The sequence below is a fragment of the Methanobrevibacter sp. genome (assembly GCF_017940815.1).
GTDB lineage: Archaea > Methanobacteriota > Methanobacteria > Methanobacteriales > Methanobacteriaceae > Methanocatella.
The window spans coordinates 1-23,760 of sequence record NZ_JAGAXX010000040.1; the positions used below are offsets into that span (position 1 = coordinate 1).

The 23,760-nt window shown below is 35.2% G+C and carries 25 protein-coding genes and 2 tRNA genes; 16 read left to right on the forward strand and 11 right to left on the reverse strand.

Annotation, left to right across the window (positions count from 1 at the left end; all coding sequences use genetic code 11):
• Positions 1-7: 7 nt before the first annotated feature.
• Together ILA26_RS05020 and hmdC are read right to left on the reverse strand one after the other, a co-directional pair.
• Entirely contained in the window at positions 8-1,225 is a 1,218-nt protein-coding gene (locus tag ILA26_RS05020) for a DDE-type integrase/transposase/recombinase (RefSeq protein ID WP_292894836.1), read from the reverse strand.
• A 176-nt stretch (positions 1,226-1,401) separates the two neighbouring features.
• On the reverse strand, positions 1,402-2,898 hold the full coding sequence (gene hmdC / locus ILA26_RS05025) for a 5,10-methenyltetrahydromethanopterin hydrogenase cofactor biosynthesis protein HmdC (RefSeq protein ID WP_292894839.1): 1,497 nt from the start codon (positions 2,896-2,898) through the stop codon (positions 1,402-1,404).
• A 444-nt stretch (positions 2,899-3,342) separates the two neighbouring features.
• On the opposite strand from hmdC, the gene hmd reads away from it, so the two are divergent.
• The 7 genes from hmd to ILA26_RS05060 all read left to right on the forward strand — a co-directional run bounded on the left by hmd (position 3,343) and on the right by ILA26_RS05060 (position 8,700).
• Positions 3,343-4,356: a 5,10-methenyltetrahydromethanopterin hydrogenase gene (gene hmd / locus ILA26_RS05030; RefSeq protein WP_292894841.1), complete on the forward strand. Its 1,014-nt coding sequence runs from the start codon at positions 3,343-3,345 to the stop codon at positions 4,354-4,356.
• A 132-nt stretch (positions 4,357-4,488) separates the two neighbouring features.
• Entirely contained in the window at positions 4,489-5,487 is a 999-nt protein-coding gene (gene hmdB, locus ILA26_RS05035) for a 5,10-methenyltetrahydromethanopterin hydrogenase cofactor biosynthesis protein HmdB (protein WP_292894844.1), read from the forward strand.
• 33 nt (positions 5,488-5,520) lie between these two features.
• Positions 5,521-6,000: a DUF3236 domain-containing protein gene (locus ILA26_RS05040; protein ID WP_292894847.1), complete on the forward strand. Its 480-nt coding sequence runs from the start codon at positions 5,521-5,523 to the stop codon at positions 5,998-6,000.
• A 3-nt stretch (positions 6,001-6,003) separates the two neighbouring features.
• Complete coding sequence (locus tag ILA26_RS05045; RefSeq protein ID WP_292894849.1) at positions 6,004-6,789, forward strand: SAM-dependent methyltransferase HcgC family protein; 786 nt, start codon at positions 6,004-6,006, stop codon at positions 6,787-6,789.
• Complete coding sequence (locus tag ILA26_RS05050; RefSeq protein ID WP_292894851.1) at positions 6,790-7,476, forward strand: Nif3-like dinuclear metal center hexameric protein; 687 nt, start codon at positions 6,790-6,792, stop codon at positions 7,474-7,476.
• Between the two features lie 17 nt (positions 7,477-7,493).
• Positions 7,494-8,147: a hypothetical protein gene (locus ILA26_RS05055; RefSeq protein ID WP_292894853.1), complete on the forward strand. Its 654-nt coding sequence runs from the start codon at positions 7,494-7,496 to the stop codon at positions 8,145-8,147.
• Positions 8,140-8,700, forward strand: coding sequence for a UPF0254 family protein (locus ILA26_RS05060; RefSeq protein WP_292894855.1), 561 nt, complete (start codon positions 8,140-8,142; stop codon positions 8,698-8,700). Before ILA26_RS05055 ends, ILA26_RS05060 begins: the two co-directional genes overlap by 8 nt.
• A gap of 6 nt (positions 8,701-8,706) precedes the next feature.
• Here ILA26_RS05060 and ILA26_RS05065 read toward each other — a convergent pair.
• Positions 8,707-8,779, reverse strand: a tRNA-Thr gene (locus ILA26_RS05065).
• A 40-nt stretch (positions 8,780-8,819) separates the two neighbouring features.
• Positions 8,820-8,902: transfer RNA gene (locus tag ILA26_RS05070), tRNA-Leu, on the reverse strand.
• Between the two features lie 177 nt (positions 8,903-9,079).
• Between ILA26_RS05070 and ILA26_RS05075 the strand changes: the two genes are divergently transcribed.
• From ILA26_RS05075 to ILA26_RS05105, 7 genes are all read left to right on the forward strand, one after another.
• Positions 9,080-9,247, forward strand: coding sequence for a 4Fe-4S binding protein (locus tag ILA26_RS05075; protein WP_292894858.1), 168 nt, complete (start codon positions 9,080-9,082; stop codon positions 9,245-9,247).
• Between the two features lie 8 nt (positions 9,248-9,255).
• The gene (locus tag ILA26_RS05080) at positions 9,256-10,029 is read left to right on the forward strand and encodes an adhesin (RefSeq protein WP_292894861.1); all 774 of its coding nucleotides are present in this window, start codon (positions 9,256-9,258) and stop codon (positions 10,027-10,029) included.
• Between the two features lie 12 nt (positions 10,030-10,041).
• Positions 10,042-11,325: an oligosaccharide repeat unit polymerase family protein gene (locus ILA26_RS05085; RefSeq protein ID WP_292894864.1), complete on the forward strand. Its 1,284-nt coding sequence runs from the start codon at positions 10,042-10,044 to the stop codon at positions 11,323-11,325.
• A 280-nt stretch (positions 11,326-11,605) separates the two neighbouring features.
• Positions 11,606-12,238: a cobalt transporter CbiM gene (gene cbiM, locus ILA26_RS05090; protein WP_292894867.1), complete on the forward strand. Its 633-nt coding sequence runs from the start codon at positions 11,606-11,608 to the stop codon at positions 12,236-12,238.
• A 1-nt stretch (position 12,239) separates the two neighbouring features.
• Positions 12,240-12,545 (forward strand): PDGLE domain-containing protein, encoded by a 306-nt coding sequence (locus ILA26_RS05095; RefSeq protein WP_292894870.1) that lies wholly within the window; start codon positions 12,240-12,242, stop codon positions 12,543-12,545.
• 111 nt (positions 12,546-12,656) lie between these two features.
• Positions 12,657-13,487, forward strand: coding sequence for a cobalt ECF transporter T component CbiQ (cbiQ, locus tag ILA26_RS05100; protein ID WP_292894873.1), 831 nt, complete (start codon positions 12,657-12,659; stop codon positions 13,485-13,487).
• 9 nt (positions 13,488-13,496) lie between these two features.
• A complete protein-coding gene (locus ILA26_RS05105) occupies positions 13,497-14,336 on the forward strand; it encodes an ATP-binding cassette domain-containing protein (protein ID WP_292894876.1) in 840 nt (279 codons plus the stop codon).
• On the opposite strand, the gene ILA26_RS05110 is transcribed toward ILA26_RS05105, so the two are convergent.
• From ILA26_RS05110 to ILA26_RS05130, 5 genes are all read right to left on the reverse strand, one after another.
• The gene (locus tag ILA26_RS05110; protein ID WP_292894878.1) at positions 14,333-14,527 is read right to left on the reverse strand and encodes a hypothetical protein; all 195 of its coding nucleotides are present in this window, start codon (positions 14,525-14,527) and stop codon (positions 14,333-14,335) included. The genes ILA26_RS05105 and ILA26_RS05110 overlap by 4 nt on opposite strands.
• Positions 14,528-14,582: 55 nt before the next feature.
• Positions 14,583-14,810: a FeoA family protein gene (locus ILA26_RS05115; protein ID WP_292740814.1), complete on the reverse strand. Its 228-nt coding sequence runs from the start codon at positions 14,808-14,810 to the stop codon at positions 14,583-14,585.
• Positions 14,811-14,975: 165 nt separating this feature from the next.
• Positions 14,976-16,994, reverse strand: coding sequence for a ferrous iron transport protein B (gene feoB, locus ILA26_RS05120; RefSeq protein ID WP_292894881.1), 2,019 nt, complete (start codon positions 16,992-16,994; stop codon positions 14,976-14,978).
• Between the two features lie 237 nt (positions 16,995-17,231).
• Positions 17,232-19,250 (reverse strand): ferrous iron transport protein B, encoded by a 2,019-nt coding sequence (gene feoB, locus ILA26_RS05125; protein WP_292894883.1) that lies wholly within the window; start codon positions 19,248-19,250, stop codon positions 17,232-17,234.
• Positions 19,251-19,695: 445 nt separating this feature from the next.
• Positions 19,696-20,193 carry a hypothetical protein gene (locus ILA26_RS05130; RefSeq protein WP_292894885.1) on the reverse strand — a complete coding sequence of 166 codons (498 nt, stop codon included), beginning with the start codon at positions 20,191-20,193 and terminating at the stop codon, positions 19,696-19,698.
• A 72-nt stretch (positions 20,194-20,265) separates the two neighbouring features.
• On the opposite strand from ILA26_RS05130, the gene ILA26_RS05135 reads away from it, so the two are divergent.
• Positions 20,266-20,727, forward strand: a complete 462-nt coding sequence (locus ILA26_RS05135; protein WP_292894887.1) for a MarR family transcriptional regulator — start codon at positions 20,266-20,268, stop codon at positions 20,725-20,727.
• On the opposite strand, the gene ILA26_RS05140 is transcribed toward ILA26_RS05135, so the two are convergent.
• Positions 20,724-21,434 carry a hypothetical protein gene (locus tag ILA26_RS05140; RefSeq protein WP_292894889.1) on the reverse strand — a complete coding sequence of 237 codons (711 nt, stop codon included), beginning with the start codon at positions 21,432-21,434 and terminating at the stop codon, positions 20,724-20,726. The genes ILA26_RS05135 and ILA26_RS05140 overlap by 4 nt on opposite strands.
• A 143-nt stretch (positions 21,435-21,577) precedes the next feature.
• On the opposite strand from ILA26_RS05140, the gene ILA26_RS05145 reads away from it, so the two are divergent.
• Positions 21,578-22,831, forward strand: a complete 1,254-nt coding sequence (locus tag ILA26_RS05145) for a tripartite tricarboxylate transporter permease (protein ID WP_292894892.1) — start codon at positions 21,578-21,580, stop codon at positions 22,829-22,831.
• Here ILA26_RS05145 and ILA26_RS05150 read toward each other — a convergent pair whose 3' ends face one another.
• A complete protein-coding gene (locus tag ILA26_RS05150; protein WP_292894894.1) occupies positions 22,832-23,725 on the reverse strand; it encodes an SAM-dependent methyltransferase in 894 nt (297 codons plus the stop codon).
• Positions 23,726-23,760 lie beyond the last annotated feature (35 nt).

Here is a 23,760-nt window from a genome sequence, read left to right on the forward strand (position 1 = left end):
GGCTCTTTCAAAAACTTGTGTGATTTTTTTCTTTTTCGTTTTTTATGTTCCAGTGATTTAATTTTAGCATGAATCTGCTTAAAAGTCCTTGTTCTATTTTCATTGTTCTTTTTATGTGTTTTGGAAATACTTTTTGGAAGATATTTTCGATTTTATTGTTCGTTGATGGAATATTCGAGTTTTCAAGGTGTGTCGTTAATTTTTTAAAGTAGGGGATGATGAATTTCCAGATTAATTTGTTTGTAAACTTATTTTTGGGATATTTTTTATTTATTAATTCGTCTCGTAGTTTATTTGCATCTTTTAGGCTTTTTGCATCTAATGCTTTGAAAATGTCTTGTTTTAAGTCAATTAATTCAGTATATTCTTCTTCATTCAAACTATTTTTATCAAAATAGTCTTTAAATTTCCTGTTTATCATTTGTTTTACGTGAAATTTGCAGAAATGATGTTTTACTTTTAATTTATCGATTGCTTCACGATATTCGTGTTTTAAATCTGTTCCAATGGAAATTTTCTTCTGATTTCTAAGTGATTCGTTTAAAAAGTTATAAATGACCGTAGAATCTTCTGATTCGACCAATTTGGCCGAAACAAGAGTATTTAGTTTAACGTCGAATAGAGCCAAAATATAGTTCCATTCACCATTAATTTTAACCCAAAGACTGTCAAATAAGTAATAACCTGAATAAGTCCAATTATCATAGTTAAATTCATAATTGGAGTTCAATAATATGTTTTCTATGCTTTGATGTGAAATTTCAATGTTATGTTGTTGTTTTAAGTCAAATCGTATTTTATGAAGTCCAGCACCATAAATCTGATATAAATTCTCAATACATTCAATAACAGGTAATGTTACGTTAGAATTAGAATAAACAAGTGAAGATAAATCAGTATAGAATACTTTACCGCATTTTTTGCACTTATATTTTTGAACAGTGCAAATTTGCTCCCCAATTCTTAAAAAAATTAGTTTTCTATCATAAACACCATTTTTAACAGCATGATGAGATTTACAACTTGGACAAATAGCAATCCTATTTTGAAAATGAATTTTACCTCTTTTTTCTAATCTAATTAGATTATTCTCAATATTTTCACAACCAAATCGAGAAAGATCATCAGATTGACGGAATTCAGAAAACTCTGGAATAAAATCGGAAAGTTTATATTCTTTTAACTCCATACATTCATATGGAGCTTTAATATTATAAGTAGACATATTAATATTTAAGTTCCACCTTATATATTAATTTTACTGCTTTTAAATTAAAAATAAAGAAAAAATAGAACGAAAAAATTTCGAGACTCAAAAACTAGTGAAAATTCAAATCACACAAGTTTTTGAAAGAGACGGTAATGTCAAAAAAATGAAAAATGAAAAAAAAAGGTAGAGACCTACACGATTGGTAAGGCATTAGGTACCTTTTTAAGAACGCTATCCTTAACCGGAATCATTGTTGAAGAGGCTATTGAGAAGTCAGCTTGACTTGCAGCCGCCTTATCATCCGGTTCAGCAATAATTGTTGCATTCAAGCAATCTTGTAGATTGTCAACGGTATTGTCCAATACCCACTTGTCGATGTCTGAAATGATTATTTCATCAACATGATTGTCCAATTCACTGGCCAATACCCAAGATATGAACCTTCCACCATGCAAAGATATTGTATTTCCGTCAGCCATGTTGACAATATCGTCCAATGTGTGTTTTAGCTGGATATCCTGATACATTCTGGAATTGACGAGTGTTGCCCAATGGGCATCCCCAACATGATAGTCTCCGATTTTATTAGGATAAATGTAATTCGGACCTGCAAGTTTAACAGCAGTTGCTATTGCCAATAGGTCATGTTTTTGAGCTGGAAGACCACGGTTTGGGAATTCCTCATTGATAATTTGAAGAATTCTTGGAAGACCGAATTTTCCTCTTCTGGCTGTTCCAGGCTCATATCCACACATGTATCCGTGGTGGTTTTTTGGAAAACCTGTGATTACCATATTAAGACCGGATCTTAGACCCGCCCTGACCTCATGCTCATAGGCACCATTAGTTGCAACAACTTTGCCCGGAGACAGGATTCTTGCAGCTGCGATGGTCTTTGCAAATCCTTCAGTTGTATTTTCGCATCTGTTGAATGGCCCTCCTTCAACAACAATAACATCGGCACCAATCTCAATGGATTTTTCAAATCCAGTTATGACCTCATCATAACCGTCACCGACAAACATGATTGATTCCAATCCTCTGCCATACTTTTTAGCCAAGTTAGCGATGTCTTCTGCTTCTCTCAATGGGGCGGCATGACCGTCACCAGTCTGTTCGGAAGTCACGTTTACAGCAACAGATGATGCTAGCTTAACCCATTCTTCCTTGTCGCCTTTTTGCTCCATTTCCTTGTCAATCAATCTTTCATGGATTCTTTCACGAGGACATTCTGTAAATGCAGGTCCCTTGTTATAGCATTCCCCACCACATCCGCTGATGTTTTTTGGAAGCCTCATTGCACCGTTCTCTCCAAAATGGTCAAGATCAAGTGGAACGTCAACAATTTCATGGACCTTTTGCATGACTTCAAGTCCAGTCATGCCGAATTTTTCTCCAATGTCCGCAAACGCATAAGCGCAAATGTGAATTGGTGAACCGATCATGTCTGACAATCGGCAATTACCAAGCAAATCCATCAATTCCAAATCTGAAGCGCAAGTACCTGTCACCACTTCAGTCAAGTCACATCCCAATGGGAATCTCTTAAACTGCATTCCCAGCTTCATTGTTTCTTCTAAAGACAATTCTGAGATTGCATCAACAACTGCACCAACATCCTTTTCCATCTTTGATATTGCAATTGCAGCTTCATCATCATAAACCGCTTTTTTTATCAAATCATGCATGAAACATTACCTCTAACTAATATTAATTATATAAAATTTCAGTTAAATCTGTAATAAATAACTTTCGTTTTTAGGCATGACTAAAATAGATTTTTAAACAAAATAATTCTAAAATAAAAAGTAATACTATTTTAATTAAATAAATAAAAAAGTAATACTAGTATTACTATAAAACAAAAAGAAATAGTGAAAATAATACTATTTAAGAAAATTACATAAAAATTTATATATACCTAAAATGTAAAATATAAATGTTACTACATGTTAGATTTAACATAAAAATTATTTAAAAATAAATAAGAAATATTTTTCTTACACCTCAAATTAATTAAGAAATTACGACACTATTTTAAATAATTTATGATGTAGTAAATGCTTTTCATGATTCGAGAAAATTTTGAAAAGTGAAATTAAAATATATATGTTTTAAGGAGACTAAAAAAAATGAAAGTAGCAATTTTAGGTGCAGGATGTTACAGAACTCATGCTGCAAGTGGAATTACCAACTTCTCAAGAGCTTGTGAAGTTGCAGAAGCAACCGGAAAAGAAAACATCTCAATGACCCACTCTACCATTGAAATGGGTGCAGAATTATTAGAATTAGCTGGAGTAGACGAAGTAGTTGTATCTGACCCAGTATTCGACGGAGAATTCACTGTTGTAGATGATTTCGATTACGCTGAAGTAATGGCAGCTCACAAAGCAGGTAACCCAGAAGACGTAATGCCAGCTATCAGAGCAAAAGTTGCTGAATTAGCTGAAACTGTACCAAAACCAGAAAAAGGTGCAATCCACTTCACTCACCCTGAAGACTTAGGTATGAAATGTACTACCGATGACCGTGAAGCTGTTGCTGACGCTGACTGGGTTATGACCTGGTTACCTGAAGGTGGTATGCAACCTGCTATCATCGAAAAATTCGCTGACGCTATCAAACCTGGTGCAATCGTAACTCACGCATGTACCATTCCTACAACCGGATTAAACAAAATCTTCGAAGACTTAGGAACTGATGTTAACGTAGCTTCCTACCACCCAGGTGCAGTACCTGAAATGAAAGGACAAGTTTACATCGCTGAAGGTTTCGCTGACCAAGGTTCCATCGACACTTTAATGGACTTAGGTCAAAAAGCAAGAGGATCTGCATTCACCTTACCTGCTAACATGGTAGGTCCTGTATGTGACATGTGTTCTGCAGTAACCGCTATTACCTACGCAGGTATCTTAGCTTACAGAGACACTGTTACCCAAATCTTAGGTGCTCCTGCTGGATTTGCACAAATGATGGCTAACGAAGCTTTAACCCAAGTAACCGCATTAATGCAAAATGAAGGTATCGACAAAATGGACGATGCTTTAAACCCTGCTGCATTATTAGGTACCGCTGACTCCATGAACTTCGGTTCCTTAGCAGAAATCGTACCTACCGTACTCGATTACTTAGGTAAAGACGAATAAACACAAAATGAATAAGTTTTAATTGTTGATTAACTTCAACAATTATTTAACTTATTTTTTAATCGTTATGAAAGTAGCTATTAAAAAATAAGTTATCTATTTTTAACAAATTTTAAGAGAGTTAGATGTTATATGATTGATGAGATTTTAAACAAGGCAATGCAAGGACAAGAATTAAGCGATGATGAATTTTTGGAATTGTTAAACATTACTGAAGATGAGGATTATGAAAAATTGTTTTCAGTTGCAAGACAGATTAGGGACAATCAATCAAAAGTGATTAAGTTAACATCTACAGTTCACATTACCAACAAATGTCAAATTCAACCAAGGTGTGAATACTGCGGTTTTGCAGAAGAAACATCTTCTAAAGGATATTATAACGCATTTTACAAATCAAACGAAGAGATACTGGATGCAGTCAATTCCATTCAGGAGGCAAGCATTCCTCGCGTTAGCTGTTCCGGAGGATACGGATATAAAGGAAAACAAGCAGTCAACGCATGCCGCATCGTCAAGGAAAATTCCGATTTGGAAATTCTTGTAAATGTTGGTGGAGACCTGAATGAAAAGTCAATTAGTCAACTGGCCGAATTAGGTGCAGACACAGTCTGCTGCAATCTTGAAACCATTAATGAAGACGTGTTTTATCAAAGAAAACCAGGAGATTCACTTGACCAAAGAAAATTGACTTGCAAAAGAGTTAGTGATGCAGGCATAGGATTATCATCAGGACTGCTTTTAGGAATCGGCGAAAGCGTGGAAGACAGATTAAGACACTTACGCTATCTGTCCAATTTCGAAACATTGGAGGAAATACCTGTAATGGGGTTCAATCCATATGATGATACGCCAATGGCCAATCATCCTCCATTCCCATTAAAAGAACAGTTGAAAATTGTTGCAGTCACCCGTATAATGTATCCTTCAATCAGGATTACCATGCCAACCCCTACCGTGGGTCCAGAAAATGTTGAATTTTCACTTAATGCGGGCGCAAATAATCTGGCCACTGTAATAGCGGACAATTATCCTCATGAGGTTAAAGGGGTAGGGGCACCGGAATACGGTAACTATAATGAAGTGGTTAATGTTATTGAGAAACTAGGCCTAATACCTCAAACTATTTAACTTCCTGTTTTTAAAATAAGAGTAGTGTTTAAAATGGCATTTGAAAAGATGATTAGAAATGCATTTGAAGAATCAAGAAACAATTGCAGATTCGGAGATACACTTGAAGAGATTAATGAGATTCAAGAGTACATAAGAAATGCTGAAAAGATTTATGTTCCGAACAAGAACGGAATCAAAGTGGAAGTTTTGAATAAAGTATTGAATGAATATGATCTGCCTGAAGCAAAAATACTTCAAATCAATACCAACACCGCAGATACAAGCAGGATTCCTGCTCTTGCAAAAGCATATATGGCGCTTGACCAAAGTGATGCAGATTTAATAATCGCAAGAGGAAGGTTAGGTGTCCCAGGGTCAGGATCATTACTTATTTTCATAGACAATAAAGGAAGAATATTGACATGCGGAACTTCCCCTTCACATGTAATTCATCAAAAAAGCATCGAAGAAGCCGTCTATGAAGAGGCATGCGAAGCTCTTGAGAAAATTGGATTTAAAAAAGAAGGTTAAAATATGGATGTTGATACTGGAATTACCTCTGAAGTATTTACAATCAAATCTGAAATCAAACTAATTGACATATTTAATGACATCATTTATAAGAAGTCACAGGTTATTTTTGATTATGTTGAAAGCTTAGATATCGATGAAGATAGCAAAATTATTGTCATTGGCACCTATTTTACTGGAGTGGGCATTGTAAAAAGATTAAGCGAGAAATATGAAAATATTTTATTAATTGACATTTATCCCCATCTTAAGGAAATGTTAGATACAGATATTGGAGGAAACATTGAAAAGAGCATTGATTTTTCATCTAATCTCGAGTTGATTTACTCAGGAGATGTTGTCATTGACACCACAGGCTTTGGAGGCATCACTCCAGAACAGTCCAGCAAGTTTAACGTTGACGCTTTCATCATAGAGGATCCTGTTGCAGAGGACAATGATGAATTGTTGAAAAACAAGAACAATATTCATGAAAGGTTAAATAACGTCAACTCCCCAAACAAGGCAATACTAAAAACAAAAGGCATCGACACCAAAACTTCCGGCACAATGACATTGACAATCGGCGTATTGACAAATGTGTTGGACAAATGCCTTAAAAGGGAAGGGGTACTGTACAGCGCTTGTGAGATGGGCTTTTTCGAGGAAGTGATTTTTAAGGAACAGGACATTGCCAAATTCATTGAATTAACTGATAAAAAAGCATTGAAGGTATCTACAATCAAGCCTTTTAGCTGTGACGAGATTATCCTTGAAGAACTTTCAAAAATTGAATCCAAAATGATTTAAATGAAACTTAAAGAGATTATTGATTTTATAGACGACAGAATACCTCCAGGATTGGCATTGGATTTTGATGACATTGGATTTAGCAGAGAGTACGATTTGAATCAGGACATCGATTCCATTAAGATTTATATGGATTTGATTCCTGAAGATGACAATCATGGCGAAAATACATTGATAATCACACATCATCCACCTTTATTCAAGCCAAATACTCCAACATACACTGTTCACTCAAATTGGGACATCATTAAAGGAGGAGCCAATGAAGCCCTAGCGGAAGTCCTTGGCCTTGAGATAATTGATTATTTCGATAAAAGCACAAATATAGGTAGGATTTGCAGGGGCATGAATTCAATGCAACTAAAAGAAAGAATATTGGATAATTTTGATTCCGTTAGAGTGGTCAATAATTTATATAAAAAAATAAACAACATTGGAATCATATCTGGATTTGGTCTTAAAAACCCGGAGTATATCAAGCTAGCTTATGATGAAGGATTGGATGTCCTGATTTCAGGAGACCTGTGCCAAGAGACTGCAATTCTTGCAAAAAATCTTGGAATAACCTTAATCGATTTAGGACATCATGAAAGTGAAGTTCCAGGATTATACAAGTTAGCGGAACTTCTGAATGAATTGGACATTCCTGTTGAGGTTATTGATAAAAAACCTATTGAAAAACTATGAAAATTTAATGTGATAATATGACAGTTGATGAAATACAGAAAATGGAAGACAAACAAGTCCCTAAAGGAAGAATAGATCTGATTGGATGTGGAAGATTAGGTTTAAGGATTGCAATTAATCTAATGCAGGTACACAGAGGAGGGCCAAAGGTTATTGGTGCATTTGATGGACAGACAATATCTGGAGGAGATGTCATATTCACACTTCTTGGCGCAGAGATTGGTCAGAACAAACCGGATTTCATAAAGCAGCTATGCACCCACGATGAAACTTTCAGAAAAATAGAAAGCCATCCAGAATATATTAACGATGATAATTTAGACTTGGTAAAGGGAGATGTTGTCATTATCGTGATTGCAGGAGGAAACACAATACCTACCGCATCAAAGATAATCAAACACGCCCATGAAAGGGGAGCAACAACAATCGGAACTGCGGGAATATTCGGATTCGGCAATGAGCATATTGAAATAAAGGACATATCTGAATATGATGATTCAAACCCTGCAGTTGAAGAGTTGAGGGCACAAGGAATTACTGAAAATCACCTAGTATTGACTACAAACAAATTGATTAGGGATAATGAGCCTGTAACCCCATACACATTAGATGAGGTTGCAAACATCATCACAATGACTGCATTAAAAGAGTTAAGAGATAAAAATGATTAAGATAGCCACAGCTGAGTGTTTTACTCATGGAAAAATAGGTAGGGAACTGCATGCCCTGGCCCAAAACTATGATGGGAATTTTGGGTGCGAATATATTGAAAATATTCAAGAATATGGAGAATTCGATTACAACCAGTTAAGCGTAACATGCAGTTTATTCATTCCCACCATTGAAGCCGTTAAAAAGATCTTAAAAGTTGAAAATCCTCCTGAACCGAATACCCTAATCAAAGGCATTAAGGTTTATGACGAGGAAGGCGACAAGGCCGTGAGCAAAATCATGGCACAAGCAGTAAAAGACTTAAGCGATTGTGACATTTCTATCGGAACAACCGCAGGAGTTGGCCGTGGCGGAATCAGCATTATAACAGACAAGTATGAAATCACCACCATTACAGACACATATGCCGATTTGAATGATAATAACAGCGAGGATTTGTTTGAAAGATCCCAATCAGGTATTAAAAAAACATTAGAAATAGTGTTGCTTCTTTTAAATAATGATTTTGATAAAATAGAATCTTTAGAAAATGTTGAAATTATTAAAAAATAGTTTGAAAGCCTTAGGGGGGATTCGAACCCCCGACTTCTACCTTACCAAGGTAGCGCTCTACCATCTGAGCCACTAAGGCAAAATCGGAATGAAAAAATTTTGTTAAAATAATAAAATAGTGCAAGGGAAGGGATTCGAACCCTCGAAGGCCTATACCAGAGGATCTTAAGTCCTCCCCCTTTGGCCGCTCGGGCACCCTTGCATACAATAGTAATATTTGTTTTAGTAGTATATAAATGTTACCATTTTTTTACAATTTTAAGGTAAATTTCAAAAACTACAATATAATATTGTTTGACCAACTATTTAAATATTAAGATATTCAAATTAGAATATAATAATAATTTTTATTTAATGACTTTAGATGGTGTATTAATTGATGATAGTAGACATGGAAGAATGCGGAGTTTGTGAAGATTGCATCGATGTATGTATGGAAGAGGCTATCGAAAGGAGAGCCTACACAATCATTATTGATGCTTCAAAATGCGATAGTTGTGGAGAATGCGTCGACGTTTGTCCAGTAGGCGCCATTTACGAAGAATAGGTTTGATTATGAAGAAATTTACCATTATAGATTATATCATTATCATTTTAGTAATATGTGCTGTAATATTTGCATTCATACATATTACAAGTGACGATTCATCCGATTTGCAAAAAACAGCATTTGACGAATCAACAGTAAATAAAATTCCTGACACTTATCTCAAGTATTACAAAGAAGGATACATTGTAAATGCCACACTTGAAGGATTCAATTCAACAAATGGACAGGAAGTATCCCTAAGCGGTAATGTAATATGGGAAGACGACAATGGTGGAGGAGATGTGAAACTATTGATAGAATCCCAAAATGAAACATATTCCGCAGGATTATACAGATACAACCCACACGTAGACATTTATATTGATCACATCATCCTTGAAAGTAATGGTGAAAAATATAAAAATTTAACTGAAATTATAATTAAACCAATGGAAATCACTTCACTAAACGATTTAATCAAAGACATTGACAACGGCACTAATTTCGAAATTACAACCAAAGTCTCCATAGATGACCTTGCAACTTCCCAAATTCAAAAAATTAAAAATGTTCTTTCAGAAAAAGAAAATAGAATTTCAGTAAAACCTGAAACAAGCGACATGGACAATCAATTAGTAATTTCCAGAGCCACTAAAGAAAATATCAATGATGCAGATTCAGCTTTGGGAAACATCAATGGAATCAGTGAGGAGATTACCATTAGAATTTATGACAGCACCGATAAACAGGTTGACAATATCAAAAACAAATACGATGTCATAAAAATCAAAACATTCTAAGTTGTGTAGTTTATGAGTCAAATTTATTCAACTTTAACTTCAGTGATAAACAAGATTAGTGATGAATTTCACAAATCTTTTTTATTTAGTTCTATTTTTTCAATATTAGGATTTTTTGAAAATCAATGGGACAATAGTTATTTAAAACGATTATATCCAAGTGAAAATTTTTTAGGTTTTCTAAACAAGAACAATATCCTGAAAAATCACATTTTTAATCCATTGGTCGTATTGTTAGTATTTGCAATATTTTTAATATTGTCACTGAATCCTCCGTCAACAAGCCTAGTCCTCACTTTGGTTATTGCATTTATAGGATTTTTTATCGGATCTGCAATTATTCCAAGACACTTTTTAAATAATTCCAACAAGGGAATAGTTTATTTTTCAAGAAGAGACATCTATTCAATAGGTTTTTGCTTATTGTTAGTCAGTATCATATTCTTCTTCATATGCATCGCTTCAGTTGGAGGAATACCTCTTTTAAGACCATCAATCAGATATCTATTAAAACCGATTTTTACAATGCCTGTGTTTTTAATCATACCTGCCACATGTTTGATTGCAAGCGCATACCTGAAGGATTTTCAGGATGGAAAAATCACACGTTCACAGGCAAGATTTAGATTTGTAATATTGCTGGCTATTGACTGTGCATTTTTATTGCTTCTAGGCTACAGGACACCACTACTTGCAGCATTTCTCATCATAATTATCATAGGTTTCTATGGAAATATTGTTTCTCTATGGGAAGTTGTAGTTGGTGCACTAATTGGTGTAGGTGCAATCATTGGAATTGGGTATTTTCGTTCACTTGGAGAGATGACAATCACCTCATCAACAAATCCGTTCTACACATTGCAGTCAAGGGCGGACTTTACACTTCATGTATTGAATCTGCTTGACTTCATCGGAGGAAACTTCGGACTGACCCACGGCCACATGCTTTTAAGCTCAATGCCTGGAAGCGACCTGGGCCCTAGGATGATGGTTGGAAAGCTTATCGCATGGAGAACAGAGGTTACAGTAACACCAACACTTATCGGGCAAATGGTGGTTGACTTTGGAAAGGTTGGCGTTTTTGTCGAAATGTGTCTTTTAGGATCCATCCTTGGAATCGGATTTAAAATAATGCAAAAGACAAAAGACTTTTTCTACATTGGAATCTACTCATTAATTTTAACATATACAATATTAGGCATTGAAACTGGAATTTTAGATATTCAAGTTTTATTATACTTCATCATAGCTATTTTTATTTACATTGTATGCATTAGAAGGTCCCATTCAAATTAGTATTACAAAATTTAAAAAAAGGTAACAATAATTAATACTTTTGTATTACTAAACTTTAAGAATAATACTAAAAAGTAATACTTTAATAATCTTTATATATGCCAATTAATTTTAAATATTAAATGTCAAGAATTAAAACTGTTTTATTAACCATTATATTTAATAAAACTCCCAATTTACTTGATATTACTCAAATAGACTAATAATAATACTTTTTAGTAATACTTCATATATAAATAAAAATTAAAAAAGTATTACTTGAAAAAATGGAGGAATAAATTTGCATATACCTGACGGATTCATACCTATTGCACAGTGCCTAGTATACTACGTGATATTAATCGTTGCATTGTACTTCGCAGTAAAATGGGCAAGATCCAACTTAGATGAAAAACGTATACCTCTTTTAGCAGTTCTCGCAGCAGGTATCTTCGCAATCATGTCCATGAACATGCCAATTCCATTCGGAACAAGCGGACACATGGTTGGTGGAGCCCTGGTGGCTATCGTATTTTTAGCACCTGAAGCTGCAGTACTTGTATTCACCGTTGTTTTATTAATACAAGCGTTAATCTTCGGAGATGGAGGAATAACTGCTTTAGGAGCAAACGTATTGAACATGGCAATAATTGGAGGATTTGTAGGATTATACACCTTCAAAGGATTAAACGGAATTATCGGAAAATACCCTGCAGCAGGAGTTGCAGCATGGTTAGCAACCGTCATTGCAGCACTTGCATGCGCTATTGAAATGGCAATTGCAGGAACATTCCCAATTAACATCGGTATTCCATCAATGGTTTTATACCACTTCTTCATTGGAATAATCGAGGCAGTATTGACTGTAATTGTTCTTGCAGCATTAGACAAGTTCAGACCAGATTTACTCGCATGGAACAAAGGAGATGCATAATATGGATAAAAAAGACATGACATTAATTGGAATTGCAATCTTAATCTGTGTTGTCATTTGCGTCCTTTCACCATACCTCGCATCCGGCGACCCAGACGGACTTGAAAAATCAGCAGAAGATTCCGGACTTGCGGAAGATTTCTCAGTAGAAGAAATCAAAGGAATCCCTGATGCAATCTTCCCGGATTATGCATTTGCTGACAATCCAGATAGCCAACCATTACAAATAGTGGCATTGGTTATCGGCGCAATCATAACCTTAGTATTAGGGTATGCAGTTGCAGAAGTTGTAAAAAATAGAAATTAACTCATTTAATTTCTCTTTTTTCCTTTTTTAAAAGTAATTGAAATTTATTAAAATTAACATAACAAAATAATAATATATTACTAATTTTTAATATTATAACAGTGAATAAATATGGCAGACATAACACAAATTATAAGATTTGATGATTTGGCATCAAAGGACAGTCCTATCCACAATCTGGAAGGCAGAATCAAATTGATATCAACCATTCTTATAATATTGGTCTGCGTAATTTCAAAAGAGCTATTTATACCAATAATATTGGAAATTTTCCTGTTGATTGTTTTGAAAATAGCTAACCTATCATATATAGATTCATTTAAAAGGTTATTGATGCTGCTTCCTTTTGGAGGAGCAATCATAATATTCCAACCATTCATACAACCAGGAAACGTCATTTGGAGTTATTCATGGTTGCAGGTAACTGATTTTGGTCTGAATTGGGCAATACTGTTATTGGTTCGTATGATTGCATCATTAACCGCAATCATCATTTATTCATCAACAACACCCCTTCAGGAAATGGCAAGTTCATTCAGAAAACTCAAGATGCCAAGAGATCTTGCAATGATACTGTCAATCATGGTCAGGTTCCTATTCCTGTTTGTTGATGAGCTTGCAGCAATCAGAAAATCCCAAAAATCAAGGAATTTCAGCATTCATGCAAAAAATACTCCATACAAATGGAGAGTCAAGCAAGTAGGTTACACCATAGGAATGATGTTTTTAAAAGCATATGAGCAAGGGGAAAGAGTTCACAAAAGTATGGTCAGCAGAGGATTTTCAGATGCATCAGAAATGTTTGATGAGAAGAAATCCCCTGAAAAGAGTGATTATCTATATCTATTAACAATAATTATCATTGTAATAATTCTTGAAATAATCATATTCAGATATTCCGGACAATTAGGTTACTTTGGACAAAATTTAGCGATTAATTAGGTGGCAAATATGGAACAGATTCATTTAGAGACAAAAGATTTATCATTCACATATCCTGATGGAACACAAGCACTGAAAAATGTCAACATCCAGATTAAAAAGGGAGAGAAAATTGCAATCATGGGCCCTAACGGTGCAGGAAAATCAACATTGTTTTCTCATTTCAACGGTTTGACCGAACCTACATCAGGACACGTTGAAGTGGACGGTGAAAAAATTGTTTTTGAAAGGGATGAACTCCTTAAAGTAAGGCAAAAAGTAGGAATCGTATTCCAAGATCCAAATGACCAACTATTTGCACCGACCGTTAAGGAGGATGTAGCATTCGGACCTATGAATTTGGGTCTGGAATACGACGAGGTTAAAAGAAGAATCGCCGAATCTCTTGAAATGGTGGGAATGAACGGATTTGAAGATAAGACACCTCACCACTTGAGCGGAGGTCAGCAAAAAAGGGTTGCCATTGCAGGAATTGTTGCAATGAGACCTGAAATAATGATTCTTGATGAGCCAACAGCAGGCCTTGATCCTGAAGGAGTGGATAAGGTATTGGACATCTTAAACAATCTCAACAAAGAAGGGATAAGCATTGTAATATCTTCCCACGACATTGAGATGGTCAATCATTTTGCAGACAAGATTTATGTTTTATATGATGGAGAAATAATTGCCGAAGGTGACAAACACCAGATATTTTCCAATAAAGAATTATTGAAGAAAGCTCACTTAAAAGCACCGGTGACAACCGAAATATTATATAAATTAAAAGAAAATGGATTAGATGTTGACACCAAAAAAATAAGCATTAATGAAACAGTTGAAGAAATATTAAAAAGTAAAAAAAGTTAATTTGTTGATTTTTTTCTGAATTTGTTTTTAATCTTTGTGATAAATTCAAATTCCTGGTCCAATTCGGGAGAATTTGCAAACCCACAATTAGGACAATGGATACTATTGCAACCATGCTTGCCACAACTGGAACATCCCCTATCCTCCAATTGAGTTTCATCAAATTCAAAACCGCACATTCTGCATTTCATAATATAACACCGTTAATTGAATTAGATTAAAAAAAATAAATGAAAAGATTGAAGATTATTCCACTTCAATATTTTCAGCTTCTTCTTTACGAAGACAAACATCATATCCTTTTACACTCATTTCAATAGGATCTCCTAAAGTAGCTACTTTTTTTACAGTAATTTTAGCTCCTTTAACAAAACCCATACCTAATAAGTGTCTTCTTAAATCCACATCACCGGTTTCGTGGTATTTTACCAAAGTTACGGTTTCACCAGGTTTTGCATCTTTTAAGGTTTTCATATTATCACCAAAATTGTAATCATTAAAATAATTTTTAGGTTAAACTAAAAACTTCTTAATCAATAATTTGTCATAACCAATATATAAATATTTAGTTATGACTAAAAATTTTAAAAAAAATGAAAATTAGAATCAAATCTAATAATCATTTTATAACGTTTTTATCTATCCAAATCCTGCTAAAAGACCAACGTTGTAAATTAAGAAGGAAACTATATATGCAGTCACTAAAGTAATAGCACACATTATTCCTGCCCATTTGTAACTGTTGGTTTCTTGTTTGATAGCACCAATAGCTGCGAAACATGGAGTGTATAATAATGTAAATGCCATGAATGAGAATGCAGATAATGGGGTGAAGGTATCATGCACTAATTGAGTAATACCGTCTTCATCATCTTCTTCCATACCAGCTAATGTACCGAAGGTTGCTACTACTACTTCTTTAGCAGCTAAACCTGCAATGATAGCTACAGCAGCTTGCCAGGTTCCGAATCCTAAAGGAGCAAAGATAGGAGCAATAACGCTACCAATCATACCTAATACACTGTCAGCAGATCCGTATTCCACACCAAGTGGGAAGATACTTAAAGCCCATAATACGATGGAACAAGCAAGAATAATGGTACCTGCTTTTCTTAAGAATCCTTTTACTTTTTCCCAGGTGTGTAATAATACACCTTTTACGGATGGTACTTTGTATGTAGGCAATTCCATTACGAATGGAGTGGATAATCCTTTAAACATTGTTCTTTTGAGGATAGCTGCAACAATAAGTGCCACAACAATACCTAAGAAGTAGATTGCAAGTAAAACAGTACCTTGATTTTCAGCAAAGAATGCTGCAATGAAAATAGCATAAATTGGTAATCTTGCAGTACAAGACATGAATGGAACGAGCATCATAGCGAGCATTCTGTCCCCTTCGTTTTCCATGGTTCTTGTAGCCATAATAGCTGGTACACCACAACCGAATCCTAAAATCATAGGAATGAAAGCTTTACCGTGAAGACCAACTAATTTGTGCATGATTTTATCTAATGAGAATGCAGCTCTTGCTAAGTAACCACAGTCTTCTAAGATACTTAAGAACAAGAACATCAGAATAATGATAGGCAAGAAAGTAAGTACTCCACCTACTCCACCAATGATACCGTCACAGATGAAGGAAGCTAAGTATTCATTTGCGATAAATCCACCAATCCATTCAGCAAGCATTCCAAATCCTTCATCAATCAAGTCTTGGAATGGAGCACCGATAGTGTATGTGAACTGGAACATTAACCACATGATAATTGCGAAAATAGGAAGTGCCAATATTCTGTTAGTAACAATCTTATCTATTTTATCAGTGGTACTTTCTTTTTCAACAGCAGGCCTTTTAACAGCTTCTGCCATTAATCCACCGATAAATGCATATCTTGCATTTGCAATAACTTCTTCTGCACCTTCACTGTATAAGCTTTGAAGGTGTCCTGCTACTTTATCAGTTTCAGACATTATAGCGGAACTTTGAGAAGATCCTTGAACTTTTTCTATAACAATTGAGTCTCTTTCCAATAATTTGATAGCAGTCCATACTGAAGGAACATCTAATAAATTATTGTCTTTTTCTATGAGTGCTTGTAAGTCTCCTAAGTGTTCTCTTAATTCGTCACCATAGGATAATTTTGCACTGGAATCAATAGGATTTGCAGCTTGTTTTTCAACAGTAGTTAATAATTCTTCAAATCCGTCACCTGTTTTTGCGTTTACTTCAATAACAGGTAATCCTAAAAGTTCACTCATCATTTTAATGTCAATGATGTGGTCTTTTTTCTTTGCAAAATCGTTCATGTTAAGAGCCATTACTAGATTAGCTCCTAATTCCATCATTTGAACTGTTAAGTATAAGTTACGTTCTAAGTTAGCAGCGTCAACTACATTAATAATTACATCAGAGTCATCGTCTACAATGAAATCTCTTGATACGATTTCTTCCATAGAATGAGCACTTAATGCATAATTACCTGGCAAGTCGACTACATCATAGTCATAGCTTCCATGTGAAAAGTGACCTTCTGCCCTTTCGACAGTTTTTCCAGGCCAGTTTCCTACATGTTGGCGCATACCAGTTAATCGGTTAAAAACAGTAGTTTTACCCACGTTTGGGTTACCTGCTAATCCAATAATTAATTCTGTCATTAACCATTCTCCCGTGTATTTAAAAATAATACTTTTTTGAAATATTATTCTTTACTAAAAAAATTTTTTTAGTTTAAGTCCTAATCATGAAAAATTAGGTTAACCTAAACAATTTAATATTGTTTTTTAGACTATATAAATATTTAGGTATACCAAATTTTTAAAAAATGAAAATTAAAATAATGCAAAAATATTAGAAAATACTCAAAAAAATAGATTAATCGCTGAATTGAAAAACTATCCGAATCCAGCTAAAAGACCGATGTTGTAAATTAAAAATGCAACGACATATGCTGTTGTTATTGTGATTACACACATAACCAAAGCCCACTTGTAACCATTGGTCTCATGCCTGATGGCTCCGATTGTACCGAAACATGGTGTGTACAATAAGGTGAATGCCATGAATGCATATCCTGACAATGGAGTGAATGTGTCATGTATCAAATGAGTTATTCCGCTTTCATCATCTCCCTCCATTCCACCGAGAGTACCGAAAGTTGACACAATAACCTCTTTAGCTGCCAGACCCGCAATGATTGCTACAGCCGCTTGCCAGGTTCCGAATCCCAATGGCCTGAAGATTGGAGCGAGGAAATTACCAATCATTCCCAATATGCTGTCGGCAGATCCGTACTTGACCCCTAATGGGAAGATGCTTAAAGCCCACAATATGATGGAACATGCAAGAATAACTGTTCCCGCCTTTCTTATGAATCCCTTGACCTTTTCCCAGGTATGCAACAGCACACCCTTGAGTGAAGGTATCTTGTATGAAGGAAGTTCCATTACGAAAGGAGTTGACAATCCCTTGAACAATATCCTTTTAAGGATTGCTGCAACAACAAGCGCCACAAGAATTCCTAGGACATATATTGACAACAATATGATCCCATTATGTTCCTTAAAAAATGCCGCAATGAAAATCGCATAAATAGGCAACCTTGCAGTACATGACATGAACGGAACAAGCATCATAGCAAGTTTACGGTCATTCTCATTTTCCAGAACTCTTGTTGCCATGATTGCAGGCACACCACAACCGAATCCCAATATCATAGGAATGAACGCCTTACCATGGAGCCCCACAAGCTTATGCATGAATATGTCCATTGTGAATGCAGCCCTTGCCAGATATCCGCAGTCCTCCAGAATACTCAGGAATAAGAATATCATGATAATAATCGGCAAGAAGGAAATAACGCCTCCGACACCTCCAATAACCGCATCACATATGAATGAAGCCAAATATTGATTTGGAATGAAGCTTGCCACAAATCCTGAAAGCAATCCGAAACCTTTTTCGATTAGTTCCTGGAAAGGTGATCCTACACTATATGTGATTTGGAACATTAGGTACATCATCAAAAGAAAAATTGGAATTGCCAAAATCCTGTTTGTTACAATGTTGTCTATCTTATCAGTGATTGTCTCAGTTTCAACGGCAGGCCTTTCAACAGCCTCTGCCATCAAACCGTCGATGAATGCGTATCTTGCATTGGCAACAACCTCTTCAACACTTTCCTTGTAGATATCATAAAGGTGCCTTGAAACCTTGTCGGATTCTATGAATATTTCTGAGCTTTGAGGTGATTTCTGTACTTTATCAATTACAATAGAGTCCTTTTCCAATAATTTTATTGCTGTCCAAACTGAAGGTACATTCAATAGGCCATCATCCTTTTCAATAAGTGCCTGCATATCTTCCAGATGGCCTTTAAGCTCAGCGCCATATGCCAATTTTACACTGGAGTCAACCGGATTTTCTGCTTGCTTTTCAACAATTTCAAACAATTCATCAAAACCGTCACCGGTTTTAGCATTGATTTCAACTACTGGAAAACCCAACAGTTCACTCATCAAATCTATATCAATTATGTGGCCTTTCTTCTTTGCAAAATCATTCATGTTAAGTGCCAAAACGAGGTTTGCCCCCAGTTCCATCATTTGAACTGTCAAGTATAAGTTACGCTCTAGGTTAGTGGCATCAACCACGTTTATGATTACATCAGAGTCATCATCTACGATGAAATCCCTTGACACGATTTCTTCTATTGAGTGAGCACTCAAAGCATAGTTTCCTGGCAAATCAATAATATCATAATCATAATTGCCATGTGAGAAATGACCTTTTGCCTGTTCAACTGTTTTACCAGGCCAGTTTCCAACATGCTGGTGCATACCAGTTAATTTGTTGAAAACAGTTGTTTTTCCAACGTTTGGATTTCCCGCCAATCCCACTATCAATTTCACCATTATGACTTCACCATTATTAAAATTTAATTGAACAAATTTTAAGAAAAAATGACATGATTCTTTAAAATCCCAAAATTCGAATTTAAAAAAATTATATCAACAAATGCATGTTTATATTTTCTTCTTATGTTATTTAAATTATGAATACGATGATTAAGACTAACAATATTTAGGCATACCTAAAAATTTAGAAAGCTTTATATAGTATGAAAACAAACTTTAATACAAGTGACATAAATTTAGGATTACCTAAATTTTCACTTTAACAAGACATATTATTAGTCAAATAGTATTACAATCTCCAAAATACAAATGAGCATTGAATTAGTTTTCCACAATTTTCTAATTTGATGCAATGGAAAATTACTGCCACATTTTCCAAAAAAGACATTGGTGTTTAATTCTCCTCCAAAAACACTAAACACCAATATTCTCCTCTATTTTTTTAATATCCTTCACCATCGTAAGTGTAAGGGTCATCGTATATTTCCTCATCCCAATAATTATCTTCGATATAATCGTCTATTTCCTGATTCAATCCCCAATTGTGATTGTCATAATATGTATAGGCATTGAATGACCCAGTATTTTTCAAATCGATGTTTTTAATCTTTTCAGCCTTTTTGTAATGGGAATCTCCATCAAACTTAACATTAACATTATACTTGCCAACATCATACTTCAATCTGATTTCACCATTATAAGGCTTATACGCCCATTTATAAAAACCGTGAGAATCTGTGATGTTATAGTGAATAGTTCCCTTGGAATGGATAGCTCTGCCTTTGCTGTCCACCAACTTAATTACTATAAACGCCTTATCCTTAAATGGATGGTCGTCAGTAGATATTTTAACTTTAACTTTTTCTTTTGCAAAAGCAGGACTTGCAAGAACCATGCAAATTGCAAAAATCGCTAAAATGATGATGATTTTTCGTCTCATAATGGTCACTGTGTTTAATTTGTTACAAATACTATTTAAACATTGATATGTAATATAATAATAAGTGATTTTATGATAGAATATGACGACATAATCAAGGACTCCCCATTTTTGGTGAATCACCTGATTTCATTAAGCAAGACACATGACTTTTACATTAACAAGCACATTAAAAACGGAACAGATATTCTACCTAGCCAATACTATATGTTACTATTTTTATATTATGAAATGGGAACCACACAATCAGACATTGCAAAGGCCTGCCTGATGGACAGAAGTGGAGTTTCAAGAGCATTTAAGGATTTTGAAGAAAAAGGATTGATCGTTAGAGAAGTCGACGAAACAAACAAAAGGGCATATAAAATCACTTTAACCAAAAAGGGAATTGAAACATCCGAATTTCTAATAGAAAAAGAAAAAGAATGGGACAACATGATTTGTGAAGAACTTGACATTTCCCGGCCGGAATTGCTCAAGTTATTATCAAAAATATCCCTTAAGTCATTAGAGTTCAATCGTGAACACTTCTAGTCATATCCCTGAGATTCCAGATAGTCATCGATGTCATAATTGTCACCATACTCATAGTGGTCATAATAAGCACCAGGATCGCTTCTGGATAATGTATACCTGTCCGGCACAACCGTATGATAATGGCTGGAGCCTCCGGAGTATCCTGATGAATAGCTGCTGCTTGCCTCATATGTTGGAGGGAATTGTGTTGAATTCAATCCCAATATATCATAAAGCAAGGCATATTCTGTGCAAGTGATGTTTTCTGTCGAAATTATTATCCCATAGACGGCATTTTTATCAGGAAAATGAACCAGGAAACATCTCCCTCTCATGGAATCCAGACTATCTGAGATATAACTGATTTCTGAATCATCAGAAATTGAAGGATAATTATTTGGACTGTCTTTCCAAACAATCATGTTTCCCTGATTGCCATAAGTGTCCAAGTAAGTTATGCTTTTTGCGTTTTTCCAGGACAAATACTGGCCCAGACTAGTTTTAAAATCATCATCAGGAATGTTTTCCTCTTTTATTTTTAAGCAATCCACCAATGTGGCAACCAGTACGTTGTCCCCACCAATATCCTCAACAACCTCATCATTGAAGCTGGCCTGAGATGGAGGAACAATCATGTTGATTACAGAGCCCACAACAAAGCTAACAACGATTAACATGACCAATAATCCAATTAGAAATATTGCAATGTTCTTGTACTTAGACATATAATACATGATAACATTTTAATAACATTTAAAATTTCCTGATTGCTTCAATTTTCAAAAACATCGGCAAATTAACAAAGCAAAGATAATATTGCTAAAAAAATTCAACAAAGTATAAATTGAACATTGCATAATTAATAGGCATGATAGAATTAGTTATAGCCTGTTTTATAGGCATAGGAATTGGAACAACAACGGGAATGATACCTGGAATACACGTAAATACCGCCGGAGCAATCATATTTGCATCCTCCACATTTTTATTAACCTTCCTATCGCCAGAATTCCTATGCGTGCTAATGGTTTCAATGTCAATAGCTCACGCGCTGATTGAATTTGTCCCATCAATGCTGCTTGGAGTTCCACAGGAAGGAACCGCAACATCAATTCTTCCAGGACACAGGATGGTCTTGCAAGGCAGGTCAAAAGAAGTAATCAGAATAGTGTCTGTTGGAGGGTTTGGAGCGATAATAGTGACAATTTTAATGCTGCCAATTTTTGCAATCGCACTTCCAACATTGCATGACTTATCCAAACCGTTTACATGGGCTATCCTTTTGGTGGCATCAATCTATTTAACATACAGGCTAACCTCCAACACAAGAGACTTCCTATGGTCGCTGCTGCTGTTTGCGATTTCAGGAATTCTCGGATGGATAATCTTTCAAACACCAATATCATCAGGAATTACCTTAATGTGCACATTTTCAGGACTTTTTGGAATAAGCACCATCCTGTTCAGTCTAAACGACTCATCAACAATCCCCCATCAAAATCCTTTTTACGAGCTTAATCTGGATTATAACAAGTTCAAAAGCATTTTTGCCGGAGGAATAACTGGTGCAATACTTGGATTTCTTCCAGGATTCGGACCGGCACAGGGAACGGTGATTGCCCAAGCGGTAAGCGGAACCAATGACAATGATGATGACGACACGGTTAACTTTTTGCTGGCAACCTCAGGATTGAACATTTCAGACTGCTTATTTTCCCTAATTGCCATTTATATAATAGGCAATCCACGAAGTGGAATAGCAGTTTACATGTCATATTTGATATTTGAAATGGGCATTAACCACTTGGCAATATTCATTTTTGCATCATTGATTGCCGTATCGGTTTCATTGGCATTATCATTAAAATTAGGAGATTCATTTTCAAGACTGATGGGCAGTGTTGATTATAGGAAGCTGTCGATAGGAGTCATCCTACTTCAAATTGTGATTTTGTACATATTCATATTTTATTACAAGGCTCCAGTTTTCTACATGACTCTTGCATTAATCACTTCAACTGCAATGGGAATGCTTCCCCATTACATTGGAGTTGGAAAATCCCATCTTATGGGAGTTTTAATCATTCCGGCAATTGTCATCTATTTGCAGATGTTCCTATAGCTAGATAATGACTACATTATCAGCTATTCTTTCCGCTTTTTGTACTATCTCTTCAATATCCATTCCAGGGAATGCGTCTATAACACATAAATCCACAGCCCCAATGTCCAATTCCTCAAAGGATTCATTGAAGACTTCACAATCCCCATCGATTTCGTTAATCTCAAGATTCCTTTTAAGGGCATCTATCATTTCAGGATTTATATCATTGAAAATTACCTTTTCAAATCCATATTTAAATAGGTATATCCCCAATGCCCCCAGTCCGCACATTGCATCGACAGCCACTCCTTTTTTAACATCATTATTGTTCAAATAATTGTGCAATTGAACCAATTTCTGTTCGGTAGTTGTTGCAACTTCAATATGATGTTTTGATTGATTCTTTACAAGAACTATCTTATCTTTAAGCAATGTCCTCATGACATTGACCTGAGTATCGTCACCGGCAAGTATCTCAAAGTGATTAATTTTTGAGTTTTTGTCTGCTTGACCCACAATACTTTGAGGACTTCCCTTTAAAACACATTCAACTTCAGGAACCTCTTCAATTAATTTTAAAGCTATTTCTTTTGTAAAATCAGGATGCAACAATATTAATGACTTTTCAGATATGAATTGAGGATTCAAACTGCTGTAGTAAAAATTAGATAATGGAACCGGAGAATTCCTTCTCAAGGTGGCCTCCTGTTTAACAATACCAGATTCTATCATTATTTTTAAAATATGACTCATAACAATGTCCAATGGCCTTTTTCCACACTCACATCTCATATAATCTCCATCAAGAAGTTCGAAATCAATGAGATCCTTCAATGGGGAGAATTTTTTTATTTGAATGTCCTCACAGTTTTCGCACGGCTCCAATGCATTAATCTTATCGTCTATGTCCATGATAATGTCTCCTCAAAATATCTTCATTATGTTAT

Coding starts and splice junctions, on each gene's coding strand:
- ILA26_RS05020 (WP_292894836.1), bottom strand. CDS start 1,225: ATGTCTACTTATAATATTAAAGCTCCATATGAATGTATGGAGTTAAAA.
- hmdC (WP_292894839.1), bottom strand. CDS start 2,898: ATGCATGATTTGATAAAAAAAGCGGTTTATGATGATGAAGCTGCAATT.
- hmd (WP_292894841.1), top strand. CDS start 3,343: ATGAAAGTAGCAATTTTAGGTGCAGGATGTTACAGAACTCATGCTGCA.
- hmdB (WP_292894844.1), top strand. CDS start 4,489: ATGATTGATGAGATTTTAAACAAGGCAATGCAAGGACAAGAATTAAGC.
- ILA26_RS05040 (WP_292894847.1), top strand. CDS start 5,521: ATGGCATTTGAAAAGATGATTAGAAATGCATTTGAAGAATCAAGAAAC.
- ILA26_RS05045 (WP_292894849.1), top strand. CDS start 6,004: ATGGATGTTGATACTGGAATTACCTCTGAAGTATTTACAATCAAATCT.
- ILA26_RS05050 (WP_292894851.1), top strand. CDS start 6,790: ATGAAACTTAAAGAGATTATTGATTTTATAGACGACAGAATACCTCCA.
- ILA26_RS05055 (WP_292894853.1), top strand. CDS start 7,494: ATGACAGTTGATGAAATACAGAAAATGGAAGACAAACAAGTCCCTAAA.
- ILA26_RS05060 (WP_292894855.1), top strand. CDS start 8,140: ATGATTAAGATAGCCACAGCTGAGTGTTTTACTCATGGAAAAATAGGT.
- ILA26_RS05075 (WP_292894858.1), top strand. CDS start 9,080: ATGATAGTAGACATGGAAGAATGCGGAGTTTGTGAAGATTGCATCGAT.
- ILA26_RS05080 (WP_292894861.1), top strand. CDS start 9,256: ATGAAGAAATTTACCATTATAGATTATATCATTATCATTTTAGTAATA.
- ILA26_RS05085 (WP_292894864.1), top strand. CDS start 10,042: ATGAGTCAAATTTATTCAACTTTAACTTCAGTGATAAACAAGATTAGT.
- ILA26_RS05095 (WP_292894870.1), top strand. CDS start 12,240: ATGGATAAAAAAGACATGACATTAATTGGAATTGCAATCTTAATCTGT.
- cbiQ (WP_292894873.1), top strand. CDS start 12,657: ATGGCAGACATAACACAAATTATAAGATTTGATGATTTGGCATCAAAG.
- ILA26_RS05105 (WP_292894876.1), top strand. CDS start 13,497: ATGGAACAGATTCATTTAGAGACAAAAGATTTATCATTCACATATCCT.
- ILA26_RS05110 (WP_292894878.1), bottom strand. CDS start 14,527: ATGAAATGCAGAATGTGCGGTTTTGAATTTGATGAAACTCAATTGGAG.
- ILA26_RS05115 (WP_292740814.1), bottom strand. CDS start 14,810: ATGAAAACCTTAAAAGATGCAAAACCTGGTGAAACCGTAACTTTGGTA.
- feoB (WP_292894881.1), bottom strand. CDS start 16,994: ATGACAGAATTAATTATTGGATTAGCAGGTAACCCAAACGTGGGTAAA.
- feoB (WP_292894883.1), bottom strand. CDS start 19,250: ATGGTGAAATTGATAGTGGGATTGGCGGGAAATCCAAACGTTGGAAAA.
- ILA26_RS05130 (WP_292894885.1), bottom strand. CDS start 20,193: ATGAGACGAAAAATCATCATCATTTTAGCGATTTTTGCAATTTGCATG.
- ILA26_RS05135 (WP_292894887.1), top strand. CDS start 20,266: ATGATAGAATATGACGACATAATCAAGGACTCCCCATTTTTGGTGAAT.
- ILA26_RS05140 (WP_292894889.1), bottom strand. CDS start 21,434: ATGTCTAAGTACAAGAACATTGCAATATTTCTAATTGGATTATTGGTC.
- ILA26_RS05145 (WP_292894892.1), top strand. CDS start 21,578: ATGATAGAATTAGTTATAGCCTGTTTTATAGGCATAGGAATTGGAACA.
- ILA26_RS05150 (WP_292894894.1), bottom strand. CDS start 23,725: ATGGACATAGACGATAAGATTAATGCATTGGAGCCGTGCGAAAACTGT.